Origin of the sequence: Mycobacterium sp. ST-F2 (assembly GCF_001905655.1) — a bacterium.
GTDB lineage: Bacteria > Actinomycetota > Actinomycetes > Mycobacteriales > Mycobacteriaceae > Mycobacterium.
Map to the genome: position 1 here is coordinate 75988 of NZ_JMHT01000038.1, position 17473 is coordinate 93460.

15 protein-coding genes and 2 pseudogenes are annotated in these 17473 nt (G+C 66.7%); 11 read left to right on the plus strand and 6 right to left on the minus strand.

Features of this window, described 5'->3' with window-relative positions; translation table 11 throughout:
• Window positions 1-4: 4 nt before the first annotated feature.
• The gene (locus tag EB75_RS15655; protein ID WP_073696280.1) at window positions 5-490 is read right to left on the minus strand and encodes an SRPBCC family protein; all 486 of its coding nucleotides are present in this window, start codon (window positions 488-490) and stop codon (window positions 5-7) included.
• A 40-nt stretch (window positions 491-530) separates the two neighbouring features.
• Here EB75_RS15655 and EB75_RS15660 point away from each other — a divergent pair, with 40 nt between their 5' ends.
• On the plus strand, window positions 531-1574 hold the full coding sequence (locus EB75_RS15660) for a zinc-binding dehydrogenase (protein WP_073696308.1): 1044 nt from the start codon (window positions 531-533) through the stop codon (window positions 1572-1574).
• 59 nt (window positions 1575-1633) lie between these two features.
• Here EB75_RS15660 and EB75_RS15665 read toward each other — a convergent pair whose 3' ends face one another.
• Window positions 1634-2683: an NAD(P)H-dependent amine dehydrogenase family protein gene (locus EB75_RS15665; protein WP_073696281.1), complete on the minus strand. Its 1050-nt coding sequence runs from the start codon at window positions 2681-2683 to the stop codon at window positions 1634-1636.
• A 138-nt stretch (window positions 2684-2821) separates the two neighbouring features.
• On the opposite strand from EB75_RS15665, the gene EB75_RS15670 reads away from it, so the two are divergent.
• Window positions 2822-4015, plus strand: a complete 1194-nt coding sequence (locus tag EB75_RS15670; RefSeq protein WP_073696282.1) for a lipid-transfer protein — start codon at window positions 2822-2824, stop codon at window positions 4013-4015.
• A 49-nt stretch (window positions 4016-4064) separates the two neighbouring features.
• On the opposite strand, the gene EB75_RS15675 is transcribed toward EB75_RS15670, so the two are convergent.
• Window positions 4065-4667 carry a TetR/AcrR family transcriptional regulator gene (locus EB75_RS15675; protein ID WP_073696283.1) on the minus strand — a complete coding sequence of 201 codons (603 nt, stop codon included), beginning with the start codon at window positions 4665-4667 and terminating at the stop codon, window positions 4065-4067.
• A gap of 62 nt (window positions 4668-4729) precedes the next feature.
• Between EB75_RS15675 and EB75_RS15680 the strand changes: the two genes are divergently transcribed.
• The gene (locus EB75_RS15680; protein ID WP_073696284.1) at window positions 4730-5560 is read left to right on the plus strand and encodes an alpha/beta fold hydrolase; all 831 of its coding nucleotides are present in this window, start codon (window positions 4730-4732) and stop codon (window positions 5558-5560) included.
• A gap of 4 nt (window positions 5561-5564) precedes the next feature.
• Here the strand turns inward: EB75_RS15680 and EB75_RS15685 are convergent, their stop codons facing one another.
• Window positions 5565-7193, minus strand: a complete 1629-nt coding sequence (locus EB75_RS15685) for a fatty acid--CoA ligase (RefSeq protein ID WP_073696285.1) — start codon at window positions 7191-7193, stop codon at window positions 5565-5567.
• 100 nt (window positions 7194-7293) lie between these two features.
• On the opposite strand from EB75_RS15685, the gene EB75_RS15690 reads away from it, so the two are divergent.
• Complete coding sequence (locus EB75_RS15690; protein ID WP_073696309.1) at window positions 7294-7611, plus strand: hypothetical protein; 318 nt, start codon at window positions 7294-7296, stop codon at window positions 7609-7611.
• Window positions 7612-7668: 57 nt separating this feature from the next.
• On the opposite strand, the gene EB75_RS15695 is transcribed toward EB75_RS15690, so the two are convergent.
• Both EB75_RS15695 and EB75_RS15700 read right to left on the minus strand, forming a co-directional pair.
• Entirely contained in the window at window positions 7669-8835 is a 1167-nt protein-coding gene (locus EB75_RS15695) for an MmpL3/TtfA transport complex stabilizer (protein ID WP_286150209.1), read from the minus strand.
• A 359-nt stretch (window positions 8836-9194) separates the two neighbouring features.
• A pseudogene (locus EB75_RS15700) lies at window positions 9195-10526 on the minus strand (cation:dicarboxylate symporter family transporter).
• Between the two features lie 117 nt (window positions 10527-10643).
• On the opposite strand from EB75_RS15700, the pseudogene EB75_RS15705 reads away from it, so the two are divergent.
• The 7 genes and pseudogenes from EB75_RS15705 to EB75_RS15735 all read left to right on the plus strand — a co-directional run bounded on the left by EB75_RS15705 (window position 10644) and on the right by EB75_RS15735 (window position 17471).
• Window positions 10644-12205: pseudogene (locus EB75_RS15705) on the plus strand (sensor histidine kinase).
• On the plus strand, window positions 12202-12888 hold the full coding sequence (locus EB75_RS15710; RefSeq protein ID WP_073696286.1) for a response regulator: 687 nt from the start codon (window positions 12202-12204) through the stop codon (window positions 12886-12888). The pseudogene EB75_RS15705 and the gene EB75_RS15710 overlap by 4 nt, the downstream one beginning before the upstream one ends.
• 31 nt (window positions 12889-12919) lie before the next feature.
• Window positions 12920-13663: a DUF3060 domain-containing protein gene (locus EB75_RS15715; protein ID WP_073696287.1), complete on the plus strand. Its 744-nt coding sequence runs from the start codon at window positions 12920-12922 to the stop codon at window positions 13661-13663.
• A 70-nt stretch (window positions 13664-13733) separates the two neighbouring features.
• Window positions 13734-14297 (plus strand): hypothetical protein, encoded by a 564-nt coding sequence (locus tag EB75_RS15720; RefSeq protein WP_073696288.1) that lies wholly within the window; start codon window positions 13734-13736, stop codon window positions 14295-14297.
• Window positions 14294-15631 carry a Dyp-type peroxidase gene (locus EB75_RS15725; RefSeq protein ID WP_353651653.1) on the plus strand — a complete coding sequence of 446 codons (1338 nt, stop codon included), beginning with the start codon at window positions 14294-14296 and terminating at the stop codon, window positions 15629-15631. The genes EB75_RS15720 and EB75_RS15725 overlap by 4 nt, the downstream gene beginning before the upstream one ends.
• A complete protein-coding gene (locus EB75_RS15730; RefSeq protein ID WP_073696289.1) occupies window positions 15628-16632 on the plus strand; it encodes a hypothetical protein in 1005 nt (334 codons plus the stop codon). The genes EB75_RS15725 and EB75_RS15730 overlap by 4 nt, the downstream gene beginning before the upstream one ends.
• Complete coding sequence (locus EB75_RS15735; protein ID WP_073696290.1) at window positions 16629-17471, plus strand: bile acid:sodium symporter family protein; 843 nt, start codon at window positions 16629-16631, stop codon at window positions 17469-17471. The genes EB75_RS15730 and EB75_RS15735 overlap by 4 nt, the downstream gene beginning before the upstream one ends.
• Window positions 17472-17473: the final 2 nt, after the last annotated feature.

The window sequence follows — 17473 nt, forward strand, 5'->3', positions numbered from 1 at the left end:
AATGTCATCCCACCAGCAGGTCAGAAAGATGTTCGAGTGACCGTCCCGCATATCCCTTCCACAACCGCCCGAACACCGGCAGCAGCGGCGCGCTCGCCGCACTGCGGCGGTGCAGCGTCCAGCGCCAGGTGATTTTGGTGCCGGTGCCCTGCAAATCAGGATCGGCCTCGAAAATCCACACTCCCTGTACCCCGCTGATCAAGGCGGCCATCGGTCCAGTGATGTCGGACAGCGTGTAGCCGAACGAGTGCGGCTCGTTGAACGACGTGAGCGTCTCGGCCATGCTGCCACCACCCTGGAGCAGGATGGTCCGCGTCTGCCCCACGGCATCCCAGATGCCGGTCTGGTCGCGGACGCCTTTGATCGGCGGGATCGGTCCGTACCAGCGACAGAACAACTCGTTCAGCGGCATCGGGACGGTGCCGCTGAACGCGTCAGCGACCGTGACGGGAACTGTTCGTGATTGCTCGACCACCAATGCCTGCGCCATGATGGCGATCGTAACCATCGATCCTGACCACTGGAGTGTCATGACCTCGACGATGCGGGCCCAACGGTTCTACTCCGATACCAAAAAGGTTGTGGTGGAAGATGTTCCGATTCCGGAACCGGGCCCCGGCGAGGTGCTGGTCAAGGTCGCGTACTGCGGCATATGCCACTCCGACCTCAGCCTGATCAACGGCACCTTCCCGGCGCAGCTCCCCGTGGTCACGCAAGGCCACGAGACCTCGGGCACCATCGCCAAGCTCGGGCCGGGCGTCACCGGCTGGGCCGAGGGCGACCGCGTCGTCGTCGCCGCCGGCAGGCCGTGCCTGGAGTGCGTGAACTGCCTGCGTGGCGACATGTCGAACTGTCTGCGCATCCGGCTCATGGCGTTCGCGTACGACGGCGGCTGGGCCGAGTACACCGTGGCTCAGGCCTTCGGGCTGACCCGCGTGCCCGACAACGTGCCGCTGGAGCAGGCCGCGATCCTGGCCGACGCGGTGTCGACGCCGTTCGGCGCCGTGGTTCGCACCGGTCAGGTGGGCATCGGCGAGTCCGTCGGGGTGTGGGGCGTGGGTGGACTCGGCACGCACATCGTGCAATTGGCCCGGTTGGTCGGCGCGGCACCGATCATCGCAGTCGACGTCAATCCGGCGGTGCTGGAACGAGCTTTGGCAGTCGGTGCGGACTACGCGTTCGACGCCCGCGACCCGGAGTTGTTGGCCCAGATCGGCACGGCCACCGGCGGCCGGATGCTCGACGTCGCGTTCGACGCGGTCGGCAAGGGGTCGACGTTCGATCAGGCGCTGGCGGCACTGACCGTGGGTGGACGGTTCGTCGGCGTCGGGATGAGCGCCGATGCCCCGTCGATCGGCCCGACGTCGTTCTTCAACCTGACCAAGAAACAGGTGCGCGGCCACCTCGGCTACCAGAACGCCGACATCGGCACGCTCGCCACACTGGTGTCCCGGGGCCGCCTCGACCTCACCCGGTCCATCAGCGAGATCGTGCCGCTCGAGGACGTCGCCGAGGGCATCGCGAAACTCGATCGGGCCGAAGGCAATCCGATCCGGATACTCGTGCAACCTTGACCGCGAGCGGCCGTGTCTGCACGCCGACACGCCGCCGCGGGCGTACAAAAACGTCGCGCTCACCTCAGTCGCGGCGCCGCCTTCGCGCTGAAGAGCGGCAGGTCCAGATAGGTGGCGATACCCGGTTCCGCGGCACACACCGCGGGCACGGAGTTGACGCAGTGGGCGGCGGTGCCGACGACGCCGGGTTCGGGGCCGTCCTCTCCGACCAGCCCCTGAAAGCCCTTGATCGACACGGTGAAGTCCGGATTTCCCTTGACCTCCATCTCGTAGCGCTGCCCTTCGGGGCCGAAATCCCATGCCGGGTCCAGGTTTTCCTCACCCATGAACCAGTTGACGGTGACGCGCACGACGACCTCGTCGCCGACGACCGCCTCCCAGTGAAACTTGCGCGCCGCCACCTGGCCCGGCTGAATCGGTCCCAGCGGCGAGTCGATGGGCGCTGTCGCCACGGCAACCTCTTGGAGCGCAACGATCTTCGGATCGGCGTTGAAGCCGAACTCATCGACGCACATCTTCACAGCCTGAATGAAGCCGCTGTCCAGCAGCTTCTGCATCGGACCGGTCAGCGCCTTGTCCGGGGTCTCACCGAATCCCATGACGTGCCGCAGTACGTCGGGTGCCTCGTAGGTGCGCAGGTCCGAGAACTCTTCGGCCCGAACGAAAGTCACTCCGGTAGACATCACCGAGAACAGCAGCGGGAACTTCTCGCTGATGCCGCCGGGCGCGATGCCGGTGCCGTGCAGCGTGACGCCGCCGGCCAGCGCGGCCTCGCGCATCGGCGCGCCCTGCTTCTCGCTCGGGTACACCCACCCGACGGGCGTCACCACGTTCTTGCCGGACCGCAGCAGCGCGGCGACCTCGTCGGGGTTGGCCATCAGCGGGGCGTAGATGACGGCGTCGGCCTCGAGCGCCAGGATGTCGTCGATGCTGTTGGTGGCGGTGACGCCGAGCGGCGCACCGCCGATGATCTCGCCAACGTCCTTGCCGTTCTTGGCTTCCGAGTGCACCCAACAGCCGGCCAGTTCCAGGTCCGGATGTTCCAGCACGCCTTTGATCGCGGCGACGCCGACTCCGCCGGTTGCCCACTGCACGACCCGCAACGCCATGAACCCTCCCGAGCACCGCCAGAACTAGAACACGTTCTAGGTTGTATACCACCGGCTCGGCACCGCGCACCAGAGTTCTGGGTCTTGACTAAAAGCGCCGGGCGTGACTGAACTACTTGCAGTAACGAAAGGAAACCCATGTCCAAGAATCGCGTGTTCGTCATCGGCGTCGGCATGACGAAATTCGAGAAGCCCGGCAGCCGCGAAGGCTGGGACTACCCGCAGATGGCCAACGAGTCCGGCACCAAGGCACTCGAGGACGCCGGAATCTCGTACGACCAGGTGGAGCAGGGCTATGTCGGCTACTGCTCGGGCGACTCGACCTCAGGCAACCGCGCGCTGTACGAACTGGGCATGACGGGCATCCCGATCGTCAACGTCAACAACAACTGTTCGACGGGCTCGACGGCGCTTTTCCTTGCCGCACAAGCGATCCGGGGTGGCCTCGCGGACTGCACCATCGCGCTGGGCTTCGAGAAGATGCAGCCGGGCTCGCTCGGTGGCGGCGCCCAGGACCGCGAATCGCCGCTGGGCCGGCACGTCAAGGCCCTGGCCGAGATCGATGAGTTCGCCTTCCCCGTCGCGCCGTGGATGTTCGGCGCGGCAGGCCGTGAGCACATGAAGAAGTACGGCACCACCGCCGAACACTTCGCCAAGATCGGCTACAAGAACCACAAGCACTCGGTCAACAACCCGTACGCCCAGTTCCAGGACGAGTACACGCTCGACGACATCCTGGCCGCCAAGATGATCTCCGACCCGCTGACCAAGCTGCAGTGCTCCCCCACCTCCGACGGGTCGGGCGCGGCGATTCTCGCCAGCGAGGCGTTCGTCGACAAGCACGGACTGGCATCGCAGGCCGTCGAGATCGTCGGCCAGGCCATGACCACCGACTTCGCCTCGACGTTCGACGGCAGCGCCGCCAACATCATCGGCTACGACATGAATGTCCAAGCGGCCCAGAAGGTTTACGACCAGTCAGGCCTGGGCCCCGAGGACTTCCAGGTCATCGAGCTGCACGACTGCTTCTCGGCCAACGAGCTCCTGTTGTACGAAGCCCTGGGCCTGTGCGGTGAGGGTGAAGCCCCGCGGCTGATCGACAACAACGACACCACCTACGGCGGCCGCTGGGTGGTCAACCCGTCGGGCGGACTGATCTCCAAGGGCCACCCGCTCGGCGCGACGGGCCTGGCCCAGTGCTCCGAGCCGACATGGCAGCTGCGCGGCACCGCCGACAAGCGCCAGGTCGACGGCGTCACCGCCGCCCTGCAGCACAACATCGGCCTGGGCGGCGCCGCCGTCGTGACGGCCTACCAGCGCGCCGAGCGCTAGAAGATTTGTGCACGTCCTGTCACGGTCGCCGTGACAGGACGTGCACAAATCACTCGAACATGGCGTCGACCAGGCGGCGCAATACCTGCCTGGTCTCGCGGCGCGTCTTCTTCGGGTCATCGGCCGTGGCGATGAGCATGGCCGCCTCGTCGAGCGCTCCGATCAACACATGCGCCAGTGCCCGCACGGGCTGGCGGGCCAGCTGGCCCGCCTTCATGGCCTCGCTGAGCAGCTGCTCGGTCATCCCCAGGCTGTAGCGCTGGGCCACATCACGGAAACCCGCCCACCCGAGCACGCTCGGGGCGTCCAGCAACACCAGCTGCCGCACCTCGGGGTCGCCGGAAACTTCCAGCCACGCGTCGACCGCGGCCCGGACCGCGTCGGCCGGCGTCGCGGCGCCGGAGGTCGCGACCATCGCGCCCATCCTGGCCATCACGTCCTGCTCCACCACTTCCACCACAGCCAGGAAAAGCGCTGCCTTGTCGGCGAATTGGTGATACATCGCACCCCGGGTCACCCCGGCGGTCGTCGCGATCTCGGGCGTCCCCACCTCTGCGTAACCACGCTCACCCCAGAGCTTTCGCGCAGCACCGATCAACGCCTCGCGGGTGGCCGCGGAACGCTCCTCTTGAGTACGTCTCTTGTTTTCCATACACCCTGTTGGTAAGTTGCGGACAGACTGTTTGTAAATGAGTATCGAGCTAGGAGCTATCCATGTCGATCATCGAGATTAACGCCGGAACCATCCATTACGAGGAATTCGGGCCGAAGGACGGCAGGCCCGTCGTCTTCGTCCACGGGTACATGATGGGTGGCCAGCTGTGGCGCGGGGTCGCCGCGCGACTGGCCGAACGCGGCCTGCGGTGCATCGCCCCGACCTGGCCCCTCGGCGCCCATCCCGAACCGCTACGCCCGGGCGCCGACCGGAGCATCCACGGCGTCGCGCGCATCGTCGCCGACACCCTGGCCGCGCTGGACCTAGATGACGTCGTGTTGGCCGGCAACGACACCGGCGGTGTCGTCACCCAACTGGTCGCGGTGCACCACCCGGAGCGCATCGGCGCCCTGGTGCTGACGAGCTGCGATGCGTTCGAGCACTTCCCGCCGCCGATCCTCAAGCCGCTGATCGTGGCATCGCAGTCAAAGGCGGTGTTCCGGGCCGGCACTCAGGTGTTCCGGGTCCCGTTGGTGCGCAAGCGCGCCTATGCCGGGCTCGCGTACACCGACCTCGACGCGCTGACCCGCGAGTGGGTACACAACACGCAGTCCAAACCTGCTGTCGCCGAGGACCTTCGGCAATTCACCAGCTCCCTGCGCACCGACGTCACCACCGGGGTGGCCGCGCGGCTGCACGAGTTCGACAAGCCGACGCTCATCGCGTGGTCGGCCGACGACCTGTTCTTCGAGGTCGAAGACGGCGAGAAGCTGGCGGAGATCATCCCCAACGCCCGCCTCGAAATCATCGACGGCGCACGGACGTTTTCGATGCTCGACCGACCGGACCGGCTCGCCGACCTGATGTCGGCCCTCGCGGTCCGCACCTGACGCGCTAGATGGTGACGACGTCGTAGCCGCCGTCGGCATACCGGGCGCGGATGGTCTTCTTGTCGTACTTGCCGACGCTGGTGCGCGGTACCTGATCGATGTAGGTCCACCGCTCGGGCAGCCACCAGCGAACCACCTTGTCCGCCAAGAAGTCTCGAAGTTCGGCAGGTGTGGCGGACGCGCCCTCGTGCAGCACCACGGCGACCAGTGGACGTTCCTGCCAGCGCTCGTCGGGCACGGCCACGACGGCGGCTTCCAGCACGGCGGGGTGCGCGATCAGGTGGTTCTCCAACTCGACCGAGGAGATCCACTCGCCGCCGGACTTGATGACGTCCTTGGCCCGGTCGGTCAGGGTGACGAACCCGCAGTCGTCGATGCGTCCGACATCGCCCGTGCGCAACCAACCACTGTCGAACTTGCTCGCGTCGTAGCCCAGGTAGTAGCTGCCGGTGATCCACGGACCGCGAATCTCGATCTCCCCCACCGCTTCTCCGTCGTGCGGCAGAGGCGCGCCGGCGTCGTCGACGATCCGGATCTCGACGCCGCACAGGGGACGCCCCGCGGTCGCGCGGGACGCCCAGTACTGCTCCTCGGACACGTTGGGTAGCGGCTTGGCGGTGGTGGCCAGCGGCGAGGTCTCGGTCATCCCCCACGCCTGCCGGATGTGCACGCCGTAGCGCTCCTGAAAGATCCGCATCATCGACAGCGGCACCGCCGAACCGCCGCAGCCGACAATCCGCAACGACGAAATGTCGTGTCCCGGATTCTTTTCCAGGCAGTTCAGGACGTCGTTCCAGATCGTCGGGACCGCGGCGGTGATGGTCGGGCGACAGGTCTCGATGAGGTCTATCAGCGACGCGCCGTCCAGGAACCGGTCCGGCATCACCATGTCCGCGCCGGCCATCAGCGCGGCGTAGGGCAGACCCCAAGCGTTGGCGTGGAACATGGGCACGACGGGCAGGGTCACGTCGTCACTGCCGACGTCCAGCGCGTTGCTGGTGCACGTCGCCAGGGTGTGCAGAAAACTCGAGCGATGGCTGTAGGCAACGCCTTTCGGGTTTCCGGTGGTGCCGCTCGTGTAGCACATCGCAGCCGCGGACCGCTCATCGATCTCCGGCCAGTCGAAGTCGACGGGCTGGGCGGCCAACAGCTCGTCGTACCGCAGCACGGTCTTGCCGGACGCTTCGAGCGGCCCCAAATCCCCTGCGCCGACGGCGATCACGGTGTGCACCGTGTTCATCTGCGGCAGCACCGGGGCGAGCTGGGCCGCCAGCGAAAGGTCCGCGATGACGACCTGGTCCTCGGCCTCGTTCGCGATGTAGGCGATCTGCTCGGGCGAGAGCCGGATGTTGAGGGTGTGCAGCACCGCGCCCATCGACGGAATGGCGAGGTACGCCACCACGTGTTCGGCGTTGTTCCACATGAACGTGGCCACCCGCTGATCACCGGTGATACCGAGACCGCGCAACGCGTTGGCCAATCGGCCCGCCTGCTCGCCGACTTCGCCGTAGGTCGTCGTGCGGTACTTGCCGTCGCCGAGCGCCGTCGTGACGGTTCGGCGGGCATTCTGGCCGGTCGCGTGCCGCATGATCGTGGTGATGGTGAGCGGGGCGTCCTGCATCGTACTGAGCATTGTGAATTTCGCCTCTGGGTTGCTGCCGCTGGGATGTCGAGATGCTAGCCGACCCTGCCAGGGAGGAGGATGATTAGCGTTGGCCGAACAGGAGAAAAACATGCGCAGGAATTGGACGCTCGCCGCAGCGATAACCGGGGCTGTGCTCACGATGGTCGCACCGGCAGGATTGGCTGCCGCCAAATCGGCGCAGGACACGATCAATCGGCTGCAGTCCGAGGGCTACATGGTCACGATCGACAAGCTCGGGACCGCACCGGTGTCCGAGTGCACGGTGACCAGTGTGCGCAATCCACAGCAGACGACGCAGTTGGTGCCGTGGGTCGGGCCCGGACTGGGCCGTAACAGCAACTCCATCCTGCTGCCGCAGACCAGCCGGACCATTTCGGTGTCGCTCGACTGCACGGGCAGGCAGTAGCCCGCCGAACGCGAAGAACGCCCCCGCCAACCGGCGGGGGCGTTCTTCGTGAATCGATCAGACGGTCGCGGGCTCCAGCGCGCGCACCTCGTTCATGGCGACGGACTTGGTCGCCATGAACTGCGAGTAGAGCAGCGGCTTCGGGGCCTCGACGGCGACGGCGGTGACGTCACCGGCGACGTCCGCGACGTACAGCGTCGATCCGTCGCGGCTGACGGTCACGCAGGACGGCTGGACGTCTGCGGCGATGGCGTCGACCACGGTATTGGTCTGGGTGCAGAACACCGAGACACGGTTGTAGTCGACGACGTAGGCGCGGGAGCCGTCGACGCCGAGCACCAGCTGGGTCGGAGCGTCACCGACAGCGAAACGTCCGGTCACGCGGCCGGCAGCCAGGTCGACGACGTGCACCTCACCGCGGGCGGTCAGGTCCGAGGTCAGCACGTAGGCGGTGTTGTCCGGGCCGAGCGCGAGGCTGCGGATCGGGGCGCCGATGACGATGGTGCTGCGGATGCGCGCGGTCTCGGTGTCGACGACGACCAGCTGGCTGCCCACCTCGTCGGTGGTGGCGACGTACAGCCGGCGACCGGTGTGGTCGACCGCGAGGGCGTCGATGCTGATGGCGGCACCGGTGGCGATCTCGATGGTGCCGACGCGATCGGCGGTGAGGTCGATGACGGCGACGTCGATGTAGGCGTCACCGGCGCGGCCCGCGAAAACACGCTTGCCGTCGGGGCTGACAGCCAGGGCGCTGACGCCGGAGGCCAGCGGGTAGGCGGCCAGCTCGGCACCGGTGGCGACGTCGATGACGGCGATGCCGTCGAACTCGGCACCGGACACTGCGACGTAGGCCCGGTCGTCGGTGGCGACGACCGCGAACGGCTCACCGTCGACGGCGATATCGCGGATGCTGCGGCTGCGCGGCTCGATCAGCGACACCATGTTGTCGGCGTAGCTGGTCGCGACCAACTGGCCCGCGCTCTCGGCGATGTCGGCAATGGTGCCGCGGCCAACCTGCGCAATGTCCTTGGTTCCGCGCAGCGCCCGGGCGCCGGCCCGCTTCGCTTTTGCACGAGCGTAATTATTTGCCACGATCTTCGGTACCTCCGCCAGCGCGGCAACGCGCCGGTAGTCGATTTCCCGTTCGGGTGCGCCCGGATGAGCGCTGCTTTCAAGAAGTGTAGTGACCGCCACCGACATTCCGGACAGCTTCAGCGACGCCACGTCACGAATTGATCAGAGGCTCTTAGGAGTTACTTATGTTGCGAATTGTTATGCACTTGTTATGAATGGTGATCGATGCTCCGACCTGCGAAAACAACGGAAAATTTGAATTTGAGCAAACAAAGGTCGGCCTCATTTCTGAGCGTTTCGAAACACGGATTCCGGACATTCCCGGACAAAGTGAGCTAAACATCACACCGCGACACGAACGCCTTCCATCCCATCCGTCTCATCTGCACGATAGAACCCAGGCTCCACTTCTGTTCATCAACATCTGGACAGCACGGGAGCCCGCCTGAAGCGGGCCCCCGATTCGCTGTTATCGACGAATTCACAATTTGTTCATGATGAGACGGCCGTCACACCGACGTTGCCGACGGGCTCGCCGTCTCAGCGTCGACCATCGTCAGTTCGTCGAACGGATCACCGCCGCTGAGCACCCCGTCGGCCTTTGCCCGGTCGAGCGTCCCGGTCCAGGCCCCGATCAACACGGTGGCAACCGCGTTGCCCGAGAAGTTGGTGACGGCCCGGGCCTCTGACATGAACCGGTCGATGCCCACGATCAGGCCGACCCCGTCCAACAGGTCCGGGCGGTGACTCTGCAGGCCACCGGCCAGCGTCGCCAGGCCCGCGCCGGTGACTCCCGCGGCCCCCTTGGAGGCGACGATCATGAAGACCAGCAACGCCAACTGCTCTCCGATCGCCATCGGCCGCCCCATGGCGTCGGCGATGAACAGCGCGGCCATGGTCAGCTAGATCGCGGTGCCGTCGAGATTGAACGAGTAGCCGGTCGGCACCACGACACCGACGGTGCTGCGGTCCACGCCGAGGTGCTCCATCTTGGCGATCAGCCGGGGCAGCGCCGACTCCGACGACGACGTCGAGAAGATCAGCAGGTACTCGCGGGCAAGGTAGCGGACCAGCCGGAAGATCGACATCCGCGTGACCGACCACAGCAGCACGCCGAGCACGCCGAAGACGAACACCACGCAGGTCACGTAGAAGCCGAGCATCAGCGTCAGCAATTGGGTGACCGCGCGCCAACCGGTCTGGCCGACGACGCCCGCCATGGCGCCGAAAGCGCCGATCGGGGCCAGCCACAGGATCATGATCAGCACCCGGAACACCAGCTTCTGGAGGCTGACCACGCCGCGCAGAATCGGTTCGCCGGCGGTCCCCATGGCCTGCACGGCAAACCCGACGAGCAGCGCGATGAAGAGCGCCTGCAGAACGTTTCCGCTGGTCAGCGCGGAGAGCATGGTCTCAGGAATGATGTGGGCGACGAAGTCCATGAGGCCGCCGGCCTCGTGCGCCTTCTGGGCGAGTTTCGCGCCCTGACCCGTCGCCTGCGCGGACAGGTGCAGGCCCGAGCCGGGGCTCAGCAGGTTTCCGACGACCAGACCGATGGCCAGCGCCACCGTCGACATCACCAGGAAGTACCCCAGCGCCAGACCGCCGATCTTGCCGACGGTCGCGGCCTTGCGCACCGAACCGATGCCCAACACGATGGTGCAGAAGATGACCGGCGCGATCATCATCTTGATCAGGCTGACGAACAGGGTGCCGAGGACCGCGATGTCCTTGCCCACCCCGGGCGCGATGAGACCGACGGCCACACCGCCGACGACGGCGACGAGCACGGCGATATAGAGCCAGTGGGTTCGGTCGCGACGGGGCGCGAGAGCTGTCATGTCGGCAATCCTCCGGGCTTGAATTCGAAACACTTCTGCAAGGATGTTGAGCCAGAACGTGAGGCACGTCACGCATATGTTCATTTCGTTCACGGCATTTCACAGAAGGGCGCAGTGATGCGCAGTTGGCCGGCCGCGCCGCGCTGGTCCCTGGCCGGCCAGATCGTCGCGCTGCAGATCGCCATCGTCATCGTGGTGGTGGCGGCCGGTAGCGCGCTGGCACTGGTGCAATCGCGCCGCACCAACGACGCGGCGGCCAAACAGCTGCTCACCGGCATCGTCACGGCACTGGCCGACGCCCCGTCGACGGCTGCCGCCATCCGGGCCGGCAACGCGACGGAAGTCCTGCAGCCCGTCACCGAAACCGTTCGGGCGCAGACCGGCATCGCGTTCATCACCGTCATGGCGCCCGACGGCACCCGGTTCACCCACACCGACCCGCGCCAGATCGGCGGCCACTATCTGGGCACCACGGAGCCGGCCCTGAAAGGCCAGACGTACACCGAGTTCTACACCGGGACGCTGGGCCGGTCGGTGCGCACCATCGCCCCGGTCCGGGACGCCTCCGGGCGGGTTCTGGGCCTGGTCGCCGCGGGCATCACCGAGGCCACCCTGACCGCGCAGTGGCGCCACCAGATTCCGGTGATTGCGGCCATCAGCCTTGCCGCCCTTGCCCTTTCACTCGCCGGGACCTGGCTGATCCGGCGCCGGCTGCTCCGGCAAACCCACGGCCTGCGGCCCGAGGAGCTGCGGGTGATGTACGAGCACCACGATGCCGTCCTGCATTCGGTGTCGGAAGGCCTGCTGGTCCTGGAGAAGGGCCGGGTGGCACTGGCCAACGACGAGGCGCGCCGCCTGCTGGCCCTGCCGCCGGGCGCGGTGTCACTGTCCGATCTGCCGGAGTTCCTGCAGGACGCCGGTCCGGGCGTGCGCGACGAGGTGCACGTCACCGACGATCGGGTGCTGGTGGTGAGCCGGTCACCGGTCGCCGGCACCACGGCGTCGGAGGTCGTGACGACCGGGACCGTACCGAATTACAAGGCACCCTGGGCGAACTCAGCTCATTGAAGGTACTCACCGACTCGTTGCGGGCGCAGGCTCACGAAGCGGCCAACAAGCTGCACACGGTGATCACCATGGTCGAGATGGGCCGCCCCAGCGACGCCGTCGCCTTCGCCACCGATGAGCTGGAGCTGTCCCAGCGCCTCGTCGACCGACTGTCCAACGAAGTCCGGGAACCCGCGCTGGTGGCGCTGTTGCTGGGCAAGAGCGCGCAAGCGCATGAGCGCGGCATCGAGTTCACCGTCACCGTGGACTCTCAATTACCTTCGGACACTTCGCATCTACCGCTGACGGGGCAGGAGATGGTGACGGTGCTGGGCAACCTGATCGACAACGCGATGGACGCGTGCGACCGCGACGATCCGTGGATCGAGGTGACGGTGCGCTGCGAGCCGGGCGCCGAACTGCTGCTGCGGGTGGCTGACAGCGGCGCCGGCATGGACCCCGAAACGTTCGAAAATGCCCGGCGCCGAGGCTATTCGACGAAATCGACGCCCGGCCACGGGCTGGGGCTGGCACTGGTGGCGCAGGTGGTCAAGCGGCACGAGGGCACCCTGACGTCAGACGTCAGCTACGGGTCGGTGGTGTCGGTGACGATTCCGGCGGTGCCCGCATGATCACGGTGCTGATCGTCGACGACGAACCACTGATCGCCGAGGCGCACCGCGCGTACGTCGAACGGCTGGAGGGCTTTTCCGTCGCGGCAGTGGCCCACACCGCCCGCGAGGCGATGCAGGTGGCCACCCAGGCGACCACCACAGACCACCCCGTCGACCTGGTGCTGTTGGACCTCGGATTGCCCGATGCCAGCGGCATCAGTTTGGCGTCGGCGCTTTCCGGACTGCGGCCGGCGCCGGACATCATCGCCATCACCTCCGAGCGTGATCTCGAGATGGTCCGGGCCGCCGTCGCGCACGGCGCCCTCGCGTACCTGCTCAAGCCGTTCACCTTCGCGGCGTTCCGCGACCGGCTGGAGCGCTATCAGCGGTACCGCACGGCGCTGCCGGCCGGGGTGGACGCGGCCAGCCAGGCCGAGGTGGACCGCGCCCTCGCCGAATTGCGCACCGGCGCAGACAAATCCGCGGCCCCGAAGGGTGCCGCGGTCCTGACGAACGATGACATCGCCCGCGCGGTGCGGGACAGTCCCGACGGGCTCACCGCCGACGAGGCGAAGGCGGTCGGGGTGGCGCGGGTGACGGCGTGGCGCTACCTGGAGCGGTTGGCCGAGGACGGAACCTTCACGCGCCGAAGCGAATACGGCGGGACCGGCCGCCCGAAGACGCGCTATCAATGGCGTTGAGCGGCCCCGCCGGGTGTGACAGCATCGGAACATGAGTCGCGACGACGATCCAGAGGCCCGCATCCGCGAGCTCGAGCGCGCGATGAACGAGCAAGCCCGGGCCTCCGAGTTGACGGAACCCGGCCAGCAGTGGGCCACACACGCGCCCACGCCTGCGCCGGTGGTCAGTCAGCCGTACGCCGCCCAGTACAACCGGCCCCAGAGGACGTGGCCGCCACAGCCATCGATGCCGCTGCCGTCCGGGGTGCCGACAACAGCCGCCCGGCGGATGATTCTGGGTGCCATCGTCCTCGCCTTCTTGGTCGGCCCGGTGGTCGCCGGAATCATCTTCGTCGCCAACATCACCGGCAAGAAGCACACGACGTTCCTTCCGTCCTCTCCCAGCCGCCAATCCAGCATCTCGGTCGCCGCCCCGGCCCCTCCCGGTGACGAGTCCTCAGTAGTCGTCAACGGCACCACGGTGCAGGCCGGGCCCGGGCTGGTTGAACTACCGCCGCAATCCGACGACCCGGGCAGGCCCATCCAGATCGCGGGTGTCCGCGGCACCCGGACCCTGGCGTGCAACGACCGGCCGGTCAGCATCAGCGGGGTGTCCAACCACGTCACCATCACCGGGCACTGCGCGACCATCGATGTGTCTGGAATCGACAACACCGTCACGGTCGACTCCGCCGACAAGATCCTCACGTCCGGCATGGACAACCACGTGATCTACCACTCCGGGACGCCGGAGGTTCCCACTCCGAGCGGGTCCAATACCGTCAGCCGCGGCTGAACAGCCGGCGCGTCAATTTCCCCCGAATCGGGGGACGACGGGTCCCCGCCGCGCTCATAATCTCGTTGCCATGGCACACAACGGAAACCACGACTGGACCCAGCCCGCAGCTCTGGCCATCCCGAAGGAGGGCTACTTCGAGCTGACCCGCGGCCGCTACGGACCGGTCTACCCGCAGACCCCCGCGTGCTACGGCTTCAACATCATCGCGAAGGTTCTCGACGGGCACGAGCAGGCGATCCGGGACTACGGCAAGCAACTCGAGGCCGCCGTAGCTGCCCAGCCTGATGTCCTGGCTCCCCTGAAATTGCACTACCTGCGCTGGCAGTTGTTCGACGTCGGCTCCGGCCTGCATTTCCAGTACCAGGGCATCTTCGACACCGACTTCGACAAGTACACCGAGGACGCCGTCAAGCTGTTCAGCTCAACTGGCATCACCACGGCATTCACGCACCTGGTGGGCTTCCCGGAGGACTGGAAGACCAATCCGGAAGCATTCATCAAGTTCGTCCGCGACCACCAGGTGCCCAGCTTCCTGGAGTACGGCGAGTACCCGTATGTGACGTCGGTCGAGATCAAGAAGGCCCTGCGGCTCAAGGCCGCGTTCTCCGACATGCTGGACCAGATGCAGTGACAGCACTCGAATTCGACGACATCCAGCACATCATGCTGACCGGGACGCCCCACCTCACCGGTCGGTACGAGTTCCTGTCGTTCGACACCCCCGAAGCCGGGCAGGCGTGGCTGGCCGAGATGGTGCCCCTCGTACAGTCGGCGACCGACGTGCGCAAGACCGTCAACATCTTCAAGCGCTGGGTCAACCTGGCGTTCACCTGGAACGGCTTGCGCGCGTTGGGACTTGACGAGGAGACGCTGGCGACGTTCCCGGCCGAGTTCCGGGAGGGCATGGCCGCCCGTGCCGACATCCTCGGCGACACCGGTGCGGCCGCGCCGGAGCACTGGACCGGTGGGCTCGCGGGCGACGACCTGCATGCCATCGTCATCCTGTTCGCACGGGACGAGGACGAGCGGGTGCGGTGCGTCGGCGAACACGACGCCCTGTTGGCCCGATGCCCCGGGGTGCGGACGCTGTCGCATCTGGATCTGGCGGCCACCGCGCCGTTCGAGTACGACCACGATCACTTCGGGTACCGCGATCCGGTGTCGCAACCGCAGATGGCCGGTTCCGGGGAGACGCTGATCCCGGGTGGCGGTGGGGCGCTGGCCCCGGGCGAGTTCCTCCTCGGCTATCCGGACGAAGAGGGCCTGGTGTCGAATCAGCCTGCCCTCGAGGTGCTTTCACGCAACGGCAGCTTCATGGCGTACCGGCGGCTGGAGGAGCATGTCGGAACCTTCCGCGACTACCTGAAGCAGAACGCCGCAGACGCCGAAGGCGAGGAGCTGCTGGCCGCCAAGTTCATGGGCCGCTGGCGCAGCGGCGCACCGTTGGTCTTGGCGCCCGAGCACGACGATCCGGAGCTCGGCGCGGATCCGATGCGCAACAACGATTTCGACTACGCCACCATGGATCCGCACGGGTACAGGTGCCCGGTCGGCTCGCACGCACGTCGGCTCAACCCGCGTGACACCGAACCGAATCCCAATCGGCGCAGGATGATCCGGCGCAGTGGCACCTACGGCCCGGCGTTGCCCGAAGGCGCCGCCGACGACGGTGTCGAACGCGGTGTGGGGATGTTCCTGATCTGCGCCAGCCTGGTGCGGCAGTTCGAGTTCGCCCAGAACGTATGGATCAACGACACCGCGTTCCAGGAGCTCGGCAACGAACACGACCCCATCTGCGGCACGCAGGACGGCACGCTGGATTTCACGATCCCCAAGCGGCCGATCCGCAAGGTACACAAGGGGTTACCAGCATTCACCACGCTGCGCGGCGGGGCATACTTCTTCCTGCCCGGCCTGAACGCGCTGCGTCATCTCTCCACCCTCGGACACCAAGGAGCATCATGAGTTCGTACGCCCGCACCTACAACCAGGCCCACATCACCCGTCCCCACAACGGCAACCGCCGCGTGTCCATCTACTGGTCGTGGAGCTACCCGTGGGAGGCCCAGCGCGATCCGGCGTTGCTCTACAACCGGTTCTCCACCATGACGGAGGTGCGCGCCGCAACATGGCCTGCGTACGAAGGTGTCGAATACAGCGCGCGGGAGTTCCTACAGGGGGTCGACGGCACCCTGGAGCTCTTCCACCGCTCCTCGCTGTCATTCCAGGACGTGGCCGGTGCGGCGACCGGCCATCCCGTGGCGGTGTTCCAGCGGGTCGATCAGGCCGGCTACCGGCTGCCGATCGACGAACGCATCCTGAACGACACCGACACCCTGATGATCTTCGGGCTGGACCACCTGCTCGGCGACGAGGAGGCCACCCCGGAAGAGGTGGCCGCGATCCAGCAGTGGCTGAAGCGCGAGGGCACCTGCCTGATGCTGGCCCCGCACCACGACGTCGGCTTCACCGACGACAAAGAGCAGCAGCAGATGGAGTACCTGCACCACGGCGACCCGCTGACCCCGCGCGTCCAGAACTTCAGCGGATTCGCGCGGTCCCTGCTGAAGGGACTGAACATCCCCGTGCACAACACCTGGGGTCTGCGCCCGGCGACGGTCGAGGGCACCAAACAGATTGTGCCGCTTACCGCTTTCCGCGATCTGGATTCGGCCGGCCTGCTGCGCGACGTCACGACGCTCGCCCTGCATCCGCACCTGCCGCACTACCAGCTGACGGCGCCGGAAGGACCGAACCTGCGCGTGCTCGGCCGGCAGCTGATCGACCAGACCCGACCCCACCCGTTCACTCTGGCGGGCAACACCGAGTTCAACGCCCTGATCCACATGCCGCCGACCGGGGACCGTGCCGGTGACATCGTGCTGGTCGACTCGACACATTTCACGACGTTGTTCGGCGCCAGCGACAGCCTGAAGTCGTTCTGGCGCAACCTGGTGACGATGTGACGGTAACCGAGCTGGCGGTTCGCGGTTCCAACATCGCGGTCGTCATCTTCGTGGTGGCCAGCACCCTGGGTGTCGGGCTGAGCCTGACTCCGGCTCAGATCCTGGCTCCACTCAAGGACGTTCGGGTGGTGAGCCTGACCTTGGTCGCCAATTTCGTTGCGGCGCCACTGGTTGCGCTCGGGCTCTGGCATCTCTTCGGTCTCGACGAACCGCTGGGTGTCGGCCTGCTGCTGTGCGGGCTGGCGGCGGGCGCGCCGTTCCTGATCAAGCTCGCCGAATTCGCCAAGGCCGACACGGCTTTGACGGTGGGCCTGATGGTGCTGTTGATGATCACCACGGTGGTGTACGTGCCGATCGTGCTGCCGATCTTCCTCAAGGGATCGGCGGTCGATCCGCTCGCCATCGCGTCCTCGTTGGTGATCCTGATGCTCATTCCGCTGGCCATCGGCCTGCTCGGGCGCAGCCGCGCTCCGGACCTCGCCGCCCGGATCCGGCCCGCGGTTGGGCTGATCAGCACCGTCGGCATGGTCCTGGTGGTCGTCTTGACCATCGTCGCCAATTTCCGGGAGGTGCTGTCGATCTACGGCACCCGGGGCCTGCTGGCGGCTGTCGTGTACACCGCGATCTGCGCCGGAATCGGTTGGGGGCTGGTGTTTTTCAGCACCGCAGCCCGGCCGGTCCTGGCCCTGGGTACGGCACAGCGCAACGCCGCAGCCGCGTTCGTGGTGGCCGGGCAGAACTTCAGCGACCCACGCGTCACGGTGATGATCACGGTGGTGCTGATCGCGGAGTTCTCGATGCTGATCCCGTTCTCACGGTTCCTGGCCCGGAGGGCCTGACG